Here is a 13,724-nt window from a genome sequence, read left to right on the forward strand (position 1 = left end):
TATCAGGATATGGACCAGCTGACGGTGTGTCAGTATCCGGTGACGGGCCGGTACACGGTCAGGGCCTGGGGCAGCTTCTCCAGCTCCACGCGGCCCGCCACCTCGGTCACTTCACCGTCGTAGGCGAGGAGCGTGCCCGGCGTCACGTGGTCCAGGCGCAGCCGGCCCACCTGGACGGCCGCGTGCGCGGGGGAGCGGGTCAGGGGCCCGGCGAGGGCGGCGGCGAGCAGCCGCACCGCGGGCCGGCGGCCGCCGTGCACGACCCGCACGTCGAGCTGCCCGTCCGCGAGGTCCCGCCGGCGTCCGGACGCGAGGCCCATGCGGTGATAGGTGCCGTTCCCCGCGAACAGCAGCCACAGGGGCCGGGTGCGGCCCTGGAACTCCGCCTCCAGCGGGTGCCGGTCGGCCCGCAGTACCCGCAGCGCCGCGAGCACACCGGCCGGCCAGCCGCCGATCCGGTGCGACCAGCGCTCCCGCTCGCGCACCAGCTCCGGATAGACGCCGACGCTGCACGTGTTGAGGAAGACGCCCTCCTCGCCGCCGCAGGTGTACCGCCCCACGTCCACGCGCACCGCGTCGCCCTGGCGCAGCGCACGGGCGAGGTCCCGCACGTCCTCCACGCCGAGGTCGTAGGCGAAGTGGTTGAGGGTGCCGCCGGGCAGCACCGCGAGGGGCAGGCCGGAGCGCAGCGCGACCCGGGCGGCGGTGTTCACGGTGCCGTCACCGCCGCACACCCCGAGGACCCGGGCCCGGGAGGCCGCCTCCGCCAACTCGGCCGGCACGTCCTCCGGCCGGCATTCGACGACCTCGGCGCGCGGCAGGGCGTCCCGCAGGGCGCGGGCCCGCTCGGCGGATCCGGAGGCGGTGTTCGCGACGAGGACGAGCCCCTCGCCCTCCAGCAGCGCCGGGACCTCGGCACGGGGGCGGCCCGGCGGGGTGGCCTGCCCCCGCGTCGGCACCAGGCCCCGGACGGCGAACGCGGCGCCCACGCCCAGGGCGGCGCCCGCCAGGACGTCGCTGGGGAAGTGGTCGCCGGTGGAGACGCGGGAGAGGGCGACCGAGGCGGCCACCGGGGTGACGACCGTGCCCCAGGCCGGGGACTCCAGGGCGACGCCGGCGGCGAAGGCGGCGGCCGACGCGGCGTGCCCGGAGGGGAACGACGTGGTGACCGGCCGCCGCCGCACCCGCCGGAGCAGCGGGACCGGGGCGAGCGCCGGGCCGGGGCGGCGGACCGAACGCTTGCCGAGGGCGCTGACGGCGAGGGACGCGAGGCCCAGCGAGGCCAGTCCGCGGGTTGCCGCGCGGCGGGCACGGGGGGTGCGGCTCGCCGCGAGGGCGGCGGCGGTCACGCACCACAGCGCGCCGTGGTCCGCGCCGCGGCCCAGCCGGGACAGGACGGAGCCGGCCCCCGTCCGGCGCCGGGCCGCGGCGGCCTCGAAGAGACGGCGGTCCACGGCGAGGGCGTGGTCGCGCAGCGGATGGCGCCCGGGCTTCGTGGCGAGGTCCAGGTCGGGGGGATTCATGAGGTGCGGGTACCCGGCGGGGGGTGGACACACCGGCCGCCGCCGGGCAAGCTCGTGGCTGATCATGGTGGCCGGACAGGGGGAGACGACGACATGAGCGGGCGCGTGACGGCGGTCAGCAGCAACGGGGAGTACTCGTTCACCAAGCCCAACCGGGACAGCATCACCCTGCTCGCCGGCCTCGGGGTGGAGGGGGACGTGCACGCCGGGGTCACGGTCAAGCACCGCTCGCGCGTCGCGCAGGACCCCACGCAGCCGAACCTGCGCCAGGTCCACCTCATGCACGAGGAGCTCTTCGCCGAGGTCGCCGAGGACGGCTTCGAGGTGGCTCCCGGTCAGCTGGGCGAGAACATCACCACGGCGGGCGTCGACCTGCTGGGCCTCCCGACCGGCACGCTGCTGCGCATCGGCGACTCCGCGGTCCTGGAGGTCACCGGCCTGCGCAATCCCTGCGCGCAGATCGACGCCTTCCGGGGCGGGCTGCTGAAGCGGGTCGTCGGCCGGGACGAGGCGGGGAACGTCGTGCGCAAGGCCGGGATCATGAGCGTGGTGCGGGAAGGGGGCGTGGTGCGCCCCGGCGACCGGATCGAGGCGGAACCGCCCGCCGAGCCGCACCGGCCGCTGGAGCGGGTCTGACCGTTCGGAAATGCGTTTGCCCGGCGTGTGCGGCGCCACGGAGAATCGCGGGCATGGGTCACCTCGAAGCCGCACACCTGGAGTACCACCTGCCCGACGGACGGGCCTTGCTGGGTGATGTGTCCTTCCGGGTGGGGGAGGGCGCCGTGGTCGCCCTCGTGGGGCCCAACGGCGCCGGCAAGACCACCCTGCTCCGCATGCTCGCCGGCGAGATCCGGCCGCACGGCGGATCCGTCACCGTCGGCGGCGGCCTGGGCGTGATGCGGCAGTTCATCGGATCCGTACGCGACGAGACGACCGTACGGGACCTCCTCGTGTCCGTCGCGACGCCCCGCATCCGCGACGCGGCCCGTGCCGTGGACGCCGCCGAGCACGCCCTCATGACCGTCGACGACGAGGCCGCGCAACTGAAGTACGCCCAGGCGCTCGCCGACTGGGCCGAGGCCCGCGGCTACGAGGCCGAGACGCTGTGGGACATGTGCACCACGGCCGCGCTCGGCATCCCGTACGACAAGGCGCAGTGGCGCCAGGTCCGCACCCTCTCCGGCGGTGAGCAGAAACGCCTCGTCCTGGAGGCGCTCCTGCGCGGCACCGACGAGGTCCTCCTCCTCGACGAGCCCGACAACTACCTCGACGTCCCCGGCAAGCGCTGGCTGGAGGAACGCCTCGCCGAGACCCGCAAGACCGTCCTCTTCGTCTCCCACGACCGCGAACTCCTCGCCCGCGCCGCCCAGCGGATCGTCTCCCTGGAGCCCGGCCCCGCCGGCGCCGACGCCTGGGTGCACGGCGGCGGCTTCGCCACCTACCACGAGGCCCGCCGCGAACGCTTCGCCCGTTTCGAGGAGTTGCGCAGGCGCTGGGACGAGAAGCACGCCCAGCTGAAGAAGCTGGTGCTGAGCCTGCGTCAGGCGGCCACCGTCAGCCACGAGCTGGCCTCCCGCTACCAGGCCGCCCAGACCCGCCTGCGCAAGTTCGAGGAGGCCGGGCCGCCCCCGGAGCCGCCGCGCGAGCAGGACATCAGGATGCGGCTCAAGGGCGGCCGCACGGGCGTACGGGCCGTCACCTGCGAGGGACTTGAGCTGACGGGCCTGATGAAGCCCTTCGACCTGGAGGTCTTCTACGGCGAACGCGTCGCCGTGCTCGGCTCCAACGGCTCCGGCAAGTCGCACTTCCTGCGGCTGCTCGCCGGGGACGACGTGGCGCACACGGGGGAGTGGAAGCTCGGCGCCCGGGTGGTGCCCGGCCACTTCGCCCAGACGCACGCCCATCCGGAGCTGGAGGGCCGCACGCTCCTGGACATCCTCTGGACCGAGCACTCCCAGGACCGCGGCGCCGCCATGTCCCGGCTGCGCCGCTACGAGCTGACCAACCAGGCCGAGCAGACGTTCGAGCGACTGTCCGGCGGTCAGCAGGCCCGGTTCCAGATCCTCCTGCTGGAGCTCCAGGGCGTCACGGCCCTGCTGCTCGACGAACCGACCGACAACCTGGACCTGGAGTCCGCCGAGGCCCTCCAGGAGGGCCTGGAGGCCTTCGACGGCACGGTCCTCGCGGTCACCCACGACCGCTGGTTCGCCCGCTCCTTCGACCGCTACCTGGTCTTCGGCAGCGACGGCCGGGTCCGGGAGACCCCGGACCCGGTCTGGGACGAACGCCGGGTGGAACGGGCGCGCTAGGTCTCCAGGGGCAGCGCCCGCTCACTTCCAGCGCAGCAGCGCCCCGAGGCCGCCCACCGGCACCTCACGCTCGGACACCGACAGCGCGGGCGCGTCCGTCGCCACCGCCGACCGGATCAGGGCGTCGTCCGCCCGGGCCGGCCAGGAGTGCTGCTCGCCGAGGACCTTCAGGTCCGTGCGGCGCACCGCCAGCTGGTCCGGGTCCTCGCCGATCCACACCTCGCGGTGCGCGTCCGGCCCGTCCACCCTGATCAGCAGCTCGTCGATGCGGTGCTCCCGCGCCGCCTCGACCAGCGCGGGCACGCCCTCCACGGCCCCGGCCCGGCCCTCGTCGTCCGGGTTCCGGGCGGCGCGGAACCGCTCCAGCTCCGCCTCGGCCTGCCGCGCCATGTGCTCGGCGCGGGCCCGCTCGACGTCCTCGTCGAGGAGCCGGCTGCCCGTGCCGTGCGGCGCCTGGACGACCCGGTCGTGCAGCCGCTTGGGCAGCCGCTCGTACACGGACCGCCGCTCACGGTCGTCACCGACGAGAATCAGCAGGTCGGCCCCGGTCTCCTCCTGGCACACGGCGAGCGCGTCGGCGATCTCCGCGGCGTTGTGCTCCCAGGTGTTCTCCACCCGCAGCTGGAAATGCCGCTCGGACCAGTCCACCGAACTCGTCCGGTGCACCGGCCACTGGCGCCCGGTGACGCTCCCGGCGTCCTCCCGGCCCAGCGCGCTGCGCAGCTCGAAGTCCGCGCCCTTGCGGTCGACGTACGCCACCACGCACACCGGGTTCTCGCCGGCCAGCTCCAGCAGCGGCGTCACCCGCGGCAGCGGGGCCCACTCGGCCCAGTCGCCGCCCTGCGGGGGACGGACCAGCGGCGGGTCCAGGACGACCTGGCCGGCCCGCGCGAACAGGGCCCGGCCGTGCGGTTCGGACGAGTGCCGCAGATCCTCGATCGCGTTCTGCACGGCCCGGCAGGTCGCCTCGTCCGCGCCCTGCGCGGCCAGCTCCCTGGCCATCGCCTGGGCCGTCAGCTGCCGCTCATGGGGGGTGTCCTCCGTGTGCCGGGAGGTGTCGACGTACACAGAGGCCCAGGGCCCCTGGTGTTCGTACAGTGGGTGCAGAAATGCGAGATCCATGGCTCCCTCCCGGATGCCGCTCGGGGGTAGTGCTCAGTTGCTCCCGGGGCGGGTACCCGGACCACATGAACGAACACGACGAGCGGGGCGACACCATGACCGGAGTGGACCCTGACCGGCTGGACGACCAGCAGCTCATGAAGGAGCTGGAGACCATCCACCGCACGCGCCACGACACGCTGCTGTACGGCTCGAACGACGCGCTGCGGGCCCACAACGAGCGCATGGCGCAGTTGGAGGGCGAATTCCTGCGCCGCAACCCGCGCCGCCCGGTCGCCGCGGGCCGCACACGCGAAGGGGCCCGGGAGCGCGGGAGCGGGGAGTCGGCGACTCCCACGACCCCCGGCACCTGAGCCCCTCACAGGACAGACAGACCGGAAGCCGGGAGCAGAGGAACAGAGCCCGGCGCGTTTGGGGACCGGACCGGAGACATCCGGCCCGGCCCTGCCCCTCAGCGCCGTACCGGCGGACGCCCCCAGTGCCGGTGCGCCGCGATCGCGGCCACGAACGCGTCCAGGAACTCCTCGCTCGCCGGTCCCGGTGACGTGTCGGTCACGACCCCCTGGTCGGTGACGACCCGCTGGAACTCCGTCGACAGGCGGAGCCCCTCGGGCTCCAGCGCCGACAGCACTCCCACGCCCGAGCCGAGCGCGCCCACCGGCTTGCCGTGCCGGAAGGCGTCCCGCACGAACCGCACCGCGTCCGGGTCGGCCGCCGTCGGCGGGGTGCCGACCGGCCCGCCGGGCAGCAGCACGGCGTCGTACAGCACGGACGCCACCGTCGGCAGCGCCCGGTCGACCGCGTACGTCTCGCCGTCGGCGCCGGTGATCGTCCCGTCCGCCGGGGCCAGCGCCTCGACGACCGCCCCCTCGGCGGCCAGCCGCTCCCGCACGGAGGTGATCTGCTCGGCGTCCACCCCGTCGGTGACGAGGACCGCGATCTGCCGGGTCCGGATCGAACCGTCCCCGCGCAGCGACTCCAGGCTGAGGGCGGGGGAGACCTGCTTGCCGGGGGTCTCCGCCCCGGCCGGTACCGGTACGCCGACGCCCCGCGCCACCCGCGCGGCCAGGTCCCCGTCGACCTTGGCCAGGTGCTCGACCGTACGGGCCCGCACGGTCATCGCCCCGACCTTGCCGAGCTCGAACCGGAACGCCTCCACGATGTGCTGCTTCTCCCAGCCCGCCATGCTGTTCCAGAACATCGCGGTCTGGCTGTAGTGGTCCTGGAAGCTGGGGCTGCGCCGCCGGATCTTGTGGCCGTCGACGCGTTCGGCGTGGTGGGTGTAGGCGCCCGCACCGGCACCCGCGTGGGCCGGGCAGCCCCCGCCCAGCGAGTTCGGGAAGTAGTTCGTGCCGGAGTGGATCGCGCTCTGGTGGTAGCCGTCACGCTGGTTGTTGCGCACCGGCGCGACCGGCCGGTTCACCGGCAGCTGCGAGAAGTTGGGCCCGCCGAGCCGGATCAGCTGCGTGTCCAGGTAGGAGAAGTTCCGGGCCTGGAGCAGCGGGTCGTTGGTGAAGTCGATGCCGGGGACGACGTTCGCCGTGTGGAAGGCGACCTGCTCGGTCTCCGCGAAGAAGTTCTCCGGATTGCGGTCCAGCACCATCCGGCCGATCGGCCGCACCGGCACCTGCTCCTCCGGGATGATCTTCGTCGGGTCGAGCAGGTCGAAGTCGAAGGCGAACTCGTCCTCCTCCGGCACGAGTTGCACCCCCAGCTCCCACTCGGGGTACTCGCCCGCCTCGATCGCGTCCCACAGGTCACGCCGGTTGAAGTCCGGGTCGCGGCCCTGGCACTCCTGCGCCTCGTCCCACACCAGCGAGTGCACACCGAGCCGCGGCTTCCAGTGGAACTTCACGAACGTGCCCTTGCCGTCCGCGTTGACGAACCGGAACGTGTGCACGCCGAAGCCCTGCATCATGCGGTAGCTGCGCGGGATCGCCCGGTCCGACATCAGCCACATGATCGCGTGCAGCGTCTCGGGCTGGAGCGACACGAAGTCCCACAGGGTGTCGTGCGCGGACGCGCCGGTCGGGATGTCGTTGTGCGGCTCGGGCTTCACCGCGTGCACGAAGTCCGGGAACTTGACGCCGTCCTGGATGAAGAAGACCGGGAAGTTGTTCCCGACCAGGTCGTAATTGCCCTCAGAGGTATAGAACTTGGTCGCGAATCCGCGCACGTCGCGCACGGTGTCCGCCGAGCCCTTCGGGCCCTGCACGGTCGAGAACCGCACGAACACCGGCGTGCGCACCGACGGGTCCTGGAGGAACGCCGCGCGGGTGAACTCCGCGCAGGACTCGTACGGTTCGAAATAGCCGTACGCGCCCGCACCCCGGGCGTGCACCACCCGCTCGGGAATCCGCTCGTGGTCGAAGCGGGTGAGCTTCTCCCGGAAGTGGAAGTCCTCCAGCAGCGTCGGACCGCGCTCGCCCGCCGCCAGGGAGTCGTCGGTGTGGTCGACCGCGACTCCCTGGTCGGTGGTGAGCGGCCCGCCGGCCGGGTCGTCCGCCCTGGACGCCTCGCGCTGCTCCTGCTTGCGGTCGGCGGGAGAGGTCATCAGGCGGCCGCCTCGGCGAAGACGTCGAGGAACGTCTCGCAGAACGCCTTCAGATCGTCGGGCTTGCGGCTGGTGACCAGCTTGCCCGCCCCGTGGTCACAGACCTTCACCTGCGCGTCGACCCAGGTGCCGCCCGCGTTGCGGATGTCGGTCCGCAGGCTCGGCCAGGAGGTCAGCGTCCGGCCCCGTACGACGTCCGCCTCGACCAGCGTCCACGGCGCGTGGCAGATCGCGGCCACGGGGCGGCCCTGCTCGAAGAAGTCCCGGACGAACGCGACGGCCTTGGCGTCCATCCGCAGGAAGTCCGGGTTGGCCACGCCGCCCGGCAGCACCAGCGCGCCGAACGAGCCGGGCTCGGTCTCGCCCACGACCTCGTCCACGGGGAAGGTGTCCGCCTTGTCGAGGTGGTGGAACGCCTGGATCTCACCCTGCTTCGTCGACACCAGCACGGGCTCGTGCCCGGCGTCCTTCACGGCCTGCCACGGATCGGTCAGCTCGACCTGCTCGACGCCCTCGGGTGCCACCAGAAATGCGATGCGCATGATGTTCAACGTCCTTTCCCTGAGCCCGCGGCGCTCCAGCGCGCCGCGTCGCTCCTCACGTTCTTGTCGTTCTTGTCGTTCTTCTCGCGCTTGCTGTTCCTGCGGCCCGCGCGCACGCACCGCAGCAGCTCCTCGCCGTACGGCAGCAGCACGCACGTGCCGATCGCGGCGGCGATGCCCGTCAGGTAGCCGCGCGACAGCGGCCGCCGCCGCGGCACCAGCCGCCACGCGTCGGGGTCGCCCCGGCCGCCGCGCAGCAGGGACTTCACCTGGTCGGCGTGCAGGCACATCAGGGCGGCCAGCGCCCCGAACGGCAGCGACTCCAGGAAGCTGTGGATGTGCTGCTCGACCGGCTTGACCTCCCGGTCGCTCTCGACGGCCGTACGGACGTCCCACAGCGCCGTCGCCTCGTGCACCGCGGCGCCGCCCAGCTGCACGCTCAGCAGCAGCGGGTTGACCTCGTAGCGCAGGGTGAGGGCGATCGGGATGCCGACCTCGGCCATCATCAACGAGTGGATCAGGGACTCCTTCGTCCCCGCCGTCTCCTCGATCCGGGTGCGCCGGTGCATCACCCAGTCGGCCACCCCCGGCACGAACCAGCTGGGCAGCAGCCCGTACATCAGGTACCGGGTCGTGGCGTCACCGACGTCGACGGTGACGCCGGTGGCGCTGATCTCCCTCGCCTGGTCCGCGCTCATGCACCACCCCGGGTGTCCGGCTCCGCGCGGCTGATGTCGGCGAGCGCCGACGCGGGGTCCTCCGCCTCGGCCACGTCGCCGAGGCTCACGATCCCGACCGGCAGCCCGTTCTCCACCACAGGCAGCCGGCGCACCGCGTGCTCGCGCATCAGCGTGACCGCGGTCGCCACCGGGTCGTCCGGGGTCACCGTCACCGGGTCCGGCGTGCACACGGCCCGGACGCTCACCGACATCGGGTCGGCACCGTCGGCGACGGCCCGCACCGTGATGTCACGGTCGGTGAGCACCCCGATCACGTCCTGCCCGTCGGCCACCACCACGTCGCCGATGTTCTGGGTGCGCATCAGCTGCGCCGCCTCCACGAGCGAGGCGTCCGGGCGCACGGCGACCACACCCGGAGTCATCACGTCCTTCACCAACTCGGCCATCACGGGGCCCTCCCTCGGCTCCCCACGCCGGTAGGGGCACCGCGGCGCGCCGACAGGCGCCCCGCGATGCCCCCGACGCGGTCCCTACGCGTACTCCTCCGGCCCGGTCTCCCGGGCCCGGACCAGGGCCTCGGCCAGCTCCTGGACGTTGCCGTAGCGCTTCTGGCGCGGCAGCCGCTCCAGGGCCTCGACGAGCGCGTCGGGCGCCTGGTGGCCGCGCAGCTCACGGGCCAGCTCACGCGGGCTCGCGGGGAACGCCCTGCGGCCCAGCATCCGGGCCAGCTCCAGCCGCACCGACTCCAGGGACGTCGGCCGACGGCTCGGCGTCACCGGCCCGTACGCGACCTCGGGGTCGTCCTCGGCGGCCGGCTCCGGGTCGTGCCACTCCTCACTGCGCGTGGGGTGCCCGGACCTGAGCAGACCCTGCAGTTCGTGCTTCATCTCGTCGTCCCGGTGGACGCTCAGCCGGTCGCTGCCTCGCTGCATGTCTCCCTCCAGACCTTCGGGGGTCCGCACCGCGTACCCGAACACCGGGAGCCGACACGGGTTCGGCCCGCCGGATCACCGCCGTACGCCCTGGTTTGCGCCATGGCCTGCGGGAGACCCGGATCACACCCCCCACTCATCTCTGGGGAAGGACACGCCATGGCGATGCTCGCTGTGCTCATCCCGCTGCTCATGCTCGGAGTGGTGCTGGTGCTGGGCCGGTACGAGGAGCTGCTGCTGCCACAGGACGACGCCGACCGGCACGAACCGGCCGGCGCCCCCGCCCCCGCGGCCGCTACTTCTTCTTCTCACGCCCCGGCAGGAACTCCTGCACCTTCGCCTTGAAGCCCTGCTTGACCATCGATCCCCGGTCCGCGTCGCCCTTCAGGACCGACGCGGCGGTCGCCTCCATCTGGTCCCAGGTGGCGTGCGGCGGGATCGGTGGGACAGCCGGATCGGTCAGGAACTCGACCACCGCGGGACCGTCCGCCTCCAGCGCGGCACGCCAGGCCGCCTCGACGTCCTCCGGCTTCTCCACCCGGATGCCGGTCAGCCCCAGGGAACGCGCGAACGCGGCGTACCGCACGTCCGGCAGCTCCTGCGACGGCAGGAACGACGGCGCGCCCTCCATGGCCCGCATTTCCCACGTGACCTGATTCAGGTCGTGGTTGTTCCACACCGCGATCACCAGCCGCGGGTCCTCCCACTGGTGGCGGTACTTCGCCGCCGTGATCAGCTCCGCCATCCCGTTCATCTGCATCGCCCCGTCCCCGACCAGCGCGATCGCCGGCCGGTCCGGGTGCGCGAACTTCGCGCCGATCACGTACGGCACTCCGCAGCCCATCGTCGCCAGCGTGCCGGAGAGCGAGCCGCGCATGCCCGGCCGCATCGTCAGGTGCCGCGCGTACCAGTTGGCCGTCGAACCCGAGTCGGACGTGACGATCGCGTTGTCCGGCAGCAGCGGGTCCAGGGCGCGGGCCACGTACTCCGGGTTGATCGGATGGGCGTCGAGCCCCGCCCGGCGCTCCATGACCTCGCGCCAGCGCGTCACGTTGTCGCACACCGTGTCGTACCACTCGCGCCCGCGGCCCTCCTCGATCAGCGGGATCAGCCGCTCCAGGGTGGCCTTCGCGTCGCCGACCAGGTTCACCTCGTACGGGTAGCGCATCCCGACCATGTGCGGGTCGATGTCGATCTGCACGCCCCGCGCCTTGCCGAACTCCGGCAGGAACTGGCTGTACGGGAACGACGACCCGATGGTCAGCAGCGTGTCGCAGTCCCGCATCAGCTCGTAGGACGGGCGGGTGCCCAGCAGGCCGATCGAGCCGGTGACGTACGGCAGTTCGTCGCTGAGGACGTCCTTGCCGAGCAGCGCCTTGGCGACCCCGGCGCCGAGCAGCTCCGCGATCCGCTCCACCTCGGCCCGTGCCCCGGCCGCGCCCTGGCCGACCAGGATCGCCACCTTGTCACCGGAGTTGAGGATCTCCGCGGCCCGCCGCACCGCGTCGTCGGACGGGACCGCCGTCCACGAACTGCGGTCCAGGCTGGAGGGCACCATCTTGAACTCGTGCGTCGGCGGCGAGTAGTCCAGCTCCTGCACGTCGCCGGGGATGATGACCGCGGTCGGGCAGCGCCGCGCGTACGCGGTGCGGATCGCCCGGTCCAGCACGTTCGGCAGCTGCTCCGGCACCGTCACCGTCTCCACGAACTCGGAGGCGACGTCCTTGTACAGCGTGTGCAGATCCACTTCCTGCTGGTAGGAGCCGCCCATCGCGGTGCGGTGCGTCTGGCCGACGATCGCCAGCACCGGGACGTGGTCCAGCTTGGCGTCGTACAGGCCGTTCAGCAGATGGATCGCGCCCGGCCCCGACGTCGCGGCGCACACCCCGAGCCGGCCGCTGAACTTGGCGTAGCCGACGGCCTGGAACGCGGACATCTCCTCGTGGCGCGACTGCACGAAACGCGGCTCGTTCTCGGCCCGGCCCCACGCCGCGAGCAGACCGTTGATCCCGTCCCCCGGATAACCGAAGACCTGGTCCACCCCCCACTCGCGCAGCCTCTGCAGGACGTGGTCGGAGACCTTGGTGCTCATGTACGACCTCCCGGACGTATGGGGACAGAGCCAGCAGTACGAGTCACCCTGCGCGACGGCGGAAAACCTGGCCGGGTTTGCGGGCGGGGGCCGGGGGCAGGCGCACCTCAGTGCTTCGGACAGGAGGCACGCCCGTGGGAGCGGCGTATCGCGCCGTCACCGGCGCCCCTGGTCCGCACCGTCGACGCGCTCCCGCGGTGACTGTCCACCACAGAGCACCTCAAGGGAATCGCGACGCATCATGCCGACTCGAACCAGCGCGAAGCAGCACCCGCACGACGACGCCCCCGACACCGCCGAGGCCTTCCGCAGGCTCACCTCCATGCCCGCCGGCCCGGAGCGCGACGCCCTCCGGGACGAGATCGTCGAGGCCTGGCTGCCCATGGCGGACCGTCTCGCCGGACGCTTCCGCAGCCGCGGCGAGAGCTTCGAGGACCTGCGGCAGGTCGCGGCCCTCGGCCTGGTCAAGGCCGTCGACCGGTACGACCCCGCGCGCGGCAACGCGTTCGAGAGCTACGCGGTGCCGACCATCACCGGCGAGATCAAGCGGCACTTCCGCGACCACATGTGGACCCTGCACGTACCTCGCCGGGTCCAGGACCTGCGCAACCGCGTGCGCTTCGCCTCCCAGGACCTGTCCCAGACCATCTCCGGCCGCAGGCCGACCGTGGCCGAGATCGCCGCGCACGCGAAGATGAGCGAGGAGGACGTCCAGGTGGGCCTGGAGGCGCTGGAGAGCTTCACGGCGCTGTCCCTGGACGCGGAGCTGCCCGGCAGCGAGGACGGGTACTCGCTCAGTGACGCCCTGGGGTCGGTGGACCCGGCGCTGGACACGGTGGTGGACCGCGAGGCCGTGAAGTCGCGGCTGGCGGCGCTGCCGGAGCGGGAGCGGGCGATCCTGTACATGCGGTTCTTCTCCGACATGACGCAGAGCCGGATCGCCGAGGAGCTGGGCATCTCCCAGATGCACGTGTCCCGGCTGATCAGCCGGTGCTGCGGGCGGGTGCGGGAGCAGGTCATGCGGGATGTCGCCTAGCGCCGTGGGGGTTTCCGGCGGTTTGCGGGTGCCGGTCGTCTGTGGCTGGTCGCGTCCACCCGCCCCTGGGGTGCTTCACTTTCACCCGTTCGGAGGGTGCTGTCCCGCTAATGGGGTCCGGTTTCGCGCGGGCCCGCTGCGGGCGGGCTGTCATGGCTAAGGGGCATGACAACCGAAGGAGTCCCCTCCATGCGCCGCAGCCCGCACGCCCTGTCCGTCGCCGTTCTCGCCGGGGCCGCCCTGGTGGGGTTCGCGCCGGGCGCGTTCGCCGAACCCGCCGCCGAGGTCAGTCCCGCCACCGTCGAGCCCGGGGGCACGCTCACCGTCTCGGTCAGCTGTGACCCGACCGGGGGGCCGCCGCCCGACACCATCGACGCCACCTCGCAGGCCTTCGACGAGGGAACCGTGCCGTTGCGCAGGGTCACCGGCAACGACGACAAGGTGTCCGGCCCGGCCTACCGCGGCACGGCCCGCATCGCCTCCGCCGAGAACTTCGAGGGCGATCCGGACGCCCTGGGCGAGGACTCCGCCTGGACCGTGGACGGCACCTGCCCGGCCGCGCCCGGCGGGGAGGGCAAGCAGTGGAGCGCGACCTTCACGGTGGCCCACGGCTCCGGCCCCCACAAGCCGCCCCACCACCCCACCCGTCACCCCACCCACAAGCCCACGCACAAGCCCTGTCCCGAGCCCCCGCACCACCGCGACCCGCAGCACGGCGACCAGCACCACCCCGTCCCGCACCACACCGACTGCGGCCCCGCGGCCGTCCAGCGCGGGGTGCGGGCCGGTGACGGCGGTGCCTTCACCGACTCCGTGCCGGCCCTGGTCGCGGGCGGGGTGCTGATCGCGGGCGCGTGCGGCGCCGCCGTGCACCGGCTGCGCAACCGCGAGACCGACATGTACCGCTGACCCCGGGCGCGCACCGGCGCGTACC

The 13,724-nt window shown here is 73.0% G+C and carries 14 protein-coding genes; 6 read left to right on the plus strand and 8 right to left on the minus strand.

Features of this window, described 5'->3' with window-relative positions; all coding sequences use genetic code 11:
- Positions 1 to 29: 29 nt before the first annotated feature.
- Positions 30 to 1,523, minus strand: coding sequence for a bifunctional phosphatase PAP2/diacylglycerol kinase family protein (locus C1703_RS33470; protein ID WP_114256343.1), 1,494 nt, complete (start codon positions 1,521 to 1,523; stop codon positions 30 to 32).
- A 93-nt stretch (positions 1,524 to 1,616) separates the two neighbouring features.
- On the opposite strand from C1703_RS33470, the gene C1703_RS33475 reads away from it, so the two are divergent.
- Together C1703_RS33475 and C1703_RS33480 are read left to right on the plus strand one after the other, a co-directional pair.
- Positions 1,617 to 2,159: an MOSC domain-containing protein gene (locus C1703_RS33475; protein ID WP_198678342.1), complete on the plus strand. Its 543-nt coding sequence runs from the start codon at positions 1,617 to 1,619 to the stop codon at positions 2,157 to 2,159.
- Between the two features lie 53 nt (positions 2,160 to 2,212).
- Positions 2,213 to 3,832, plus strand: a complete 1,620-nt coding sequence (locus tag C1703_RS33480) for an ATP-binding cassette domain-containing protein (protein ID WP_114256345.1) — start codon at positions 2,213 to 2,215, stop codon at positions 3,830 to 3,832.
- 21 nt (positions 3,833 to 3,853) lie between these two features.
- Here the strand turns inward: C1703_RS33480 and C1703_RS33485 are convergent, their stop codons facing one another.
- Positions 3,854 to 4,954 carry a Vms1/Ankzf1 family peptidyl-tRNA hydrolase gene (locus C1703_RS33485; RefSeq protein ID WP_114256346.1) on the minus strand — a complete coding sequence of 367 codons (1,101 nt, stop codon included), beginning with the start codon at positions 4,952 to 4,954 and terminating at the stop codon, positions 3,854 to 3,856.
- Positions 4,955 to 5,019: 65 nt separating this feature from the next.
- Here C1703_RS33485 and C1703_RS33490 point away from each other — a divergent pair, with 65 nt between their 5' ends.
- A complete protein-coding gene (locus C1703_RS33490; RefSeq protein WP_114256347.1) occupies positions 5,020 to 5,307 on the plus strand; it encodes a DUF6158 family protein in 288 nt (95 codons plus the stop codon).
- Between the two features lie 98 nt (positions 5,308 to 5,405).
- Here the strand turns inward: C1703_RS33490 and C1703_RS33495 are convergent, their stop codons facing one another.
- The 5 genes from C1703_RS33495 to C1703_RS33515 form a co-directional block, all read right to left on the minus strand.
- Positions 5,406 to 7,508, minus strand: a complete 2,103-nt coding sequence (locus tag C1703_RS33495) for a catalase (RefSeq protein WP_114256348.1) — start codon at positions 7,506 to 7,508, stop codon at positions 5,406 to 5,408.
- A complete protein-coding gene (locus C1703_RS33500) occupies positions 7,508 to 8,050 on the minus strand; it encodes a type 1 glutamine amidotransferase domain-containing protein (RefSeq protein WP_114257717.1) in 543 nt (180 codons plus the stop codon). Before C1703_RS33500 ends, C1703_RS33495 begins: the two co-directional genes overlap by 1 nt.
- Positions 8,051 to 8,055: 5 nt before the next feature.
- Entirely contained in the window at positions 8,056 to 8,748 is a 693-nt protein-coding gene (locus C1703_RS33505) for a diguanylate cyclase (protein WP_114256349.1), read from the minus strand.
- Positions 8,745 to 9,176: a CBS domain-containing protein gene (locus tag C1703_RS33510; protein ID WP_114256350.1), complete on the minus strand. Its 432-nt coding sequence runs from the start codon at positions 9,174 to 9,176 to the stop codon at positions 8,745 to 8,747. Before C1703_RS33510 ends, C1703_RS33505 begins: the two co-directional genes overlap by 4 nt.
- 84 nt (positions 9,177 to 9,260) lie before the next feature.
- Positions 9,261 to 9,662, minus strand: a complete 402-nt coding sequence (locus tag C1703_RS33515; protein WP_114256351.1) for a DUF2795 domain-containing protein — start codon at positions 9,660 to 9,662, stop codon at positions 9,261 to 9,263.
- A 159-nt stretch (positions 9,663 to 9,821) separates the two neighbouring features.
- Here C1703_RS33515 and C1703_RS33520 point away from each other — a divergent pair, with 159 nt between their 5' ends.
- Complete coding sequence (locus tag C1703_RS33520) at positions 9,822 to 10,007, plus strand: hypothetical protein (RefSeq protein ID WP_114256352.1); 186 nt, start codon at positions 9,822 to 9,824, stop codon at positions 10,005 to 10,007.
- On the opposite strand, the gene C1703_RS33525 is transcribed toward C1703_RS33520, so the two are convergent.
- On the minus strand, positions 9,958 to 11,754 hold the full coding sequence (locus C1703_RS33525; RefSeq protein WP_114256353.1) for a thiamine pyrophosphate-requiring protein: 1,797 nt from the start codon (positions 11,752 to 11,754) through the stop codon (positions 9,958 to 9,960). The two genes, C1703_RS33520 and C1703_RS33525, sit on opposite strands and share 50 nt — an antisense overlap.
- Positions 11,755 to 11,995: 241 nt before the next feature.
- On the opposite strand from C1703_RS33525, the gene C1703_RS33530 reads away from it, so the two are divergent.
- Positions 11,996 to 12,790 (plus strand): RNA polymerase sigma factor SigF, encoded by a 795-nt coding sequence (locus C1703_RS33530; protein WP_114256354.1) that lies wholly within the window; start codon positions 11,996 to 11,998, stop codon positions 12,788 to 12,790.
- 189 nt (positions 12,791 to 12,979) lie between these two features.
- On the plus strand, positions 12,980 to 13,699 hold the full coding sequence (locus tag C1703_RS33535) for a hypothetical protein (RefSeq protein ID WP_114256355.1): 720 nt from the start codon (positions 12,980 to 12,982) through the stop codon (positions 13,697 to 13,699).
- The last annotated feature ends 25 nt before the right edge of the window (positions 13,700 to 13,724 follow it).

The sequence above is a fragment of the Streptomyces sp. Go-475 genome, from assembly GCF_003330845.1.
Classification (GTDB): domain Bacteria; phylum Actinomycetota; class Actinomycetes; order Streptomycetales; family Streptomycetaceae; genus Streptomyces.

Coding starts and splice junctions, on each gene's coding strand:
- C1703_RS33510 (WP_114256350.1), bottom strand. CDS start 9,176: ATGGCCGAGTTGGTGAAGGACGTGATGACTCCGGGTGTGGTCGCCGTG.
- C1703_RS33470 (WP_114256343.1), bottom strand. CDS start 1,523: ATGAATCCCCCCGACCTGGACCTCGCCACGAAGCCCGGGCGCCATCCG.
- C1703_RS33530 (WP_114256354.1), top strand. CDS start 11,996: ATGCCGACTCGAACCAGCGCGAAGCAGCACCCGCACGACGACGCCCCC.
- C1703_RS33485 (WP_114256346.1), bottom strand. CDS start 4,954: ATGGATCTCGCATTTCTGCACCCACTGTACGAACACCAGGGGCCCTGG.
- C1703_RS33495 (WP_114256348.1), bottom strand. CDS start 7,508: ATGACCTCTCCCGCCGACCGCAAGCAGGAGCAGCGCGAGGCGTCCAGG.
- C1703_RS33515 (WP_114256351.1), bottom strand. CDS start 9,662: ATGCAGCGAGGCAGCGACCGGCTGAGCGTCCACCGGGACGACGAGATG.
- C1703_RS33525 (WP_114256353.1), bottom strand. CDS start 11,754: ATGAGCACCAAGGTCTCCGACCACGTCCTGCAGAGGCTGCGCGAGTGG.
- C1703_RS33475 (WP_198678342.1), top strand. CDS start 1,617: ATGAGCGGGCGCGTGACGGCGGTCAGCAGCAACGGGGAGTACTCGTTC.
- C1703_RS33505 (WP_114256349.1), bottom strand. CDS start 8,748: ATGAGCGCGGACCAGGCGAGGGAGATCAGCGCCACCGGCGTCACCGTC.
- C1703_RS33520 (WP_114256352.1), top strand. CDS start 9,822: ATGGCGATGCTCGCTGTGCTCATCCCGCTGCTCATGCTCGGAGTGGTG.
- C1703_RS33535 (WP_114256355.1), top strand. CDS start 12,980: ATGCGCCGCAGCCCGCACGCCCTGTCCGTCGCCGTTCTCGCCGGGGCC.
- C1703_RS33490 (WP_114256347.1), top strand. CDS start 5,020: ATGAACGAACACGACGAGCGGGGCGACACCATGACCGGAGTGGACCCT.
- C1703_RS33480 (WP_114256345.1), top strand. CDS start 2,213: ATGGGTCACCTCGAAGCCGCACACCTGGAGTACCACCTGCCCGACGGA.
- C1703_RS33500 (WP_114257717.1), bottom strand. CDS start 8,050: ATGCGCATCGCATTTCTGGTGGCACCCGAGGGCGTCGAGCAGGTCGAG.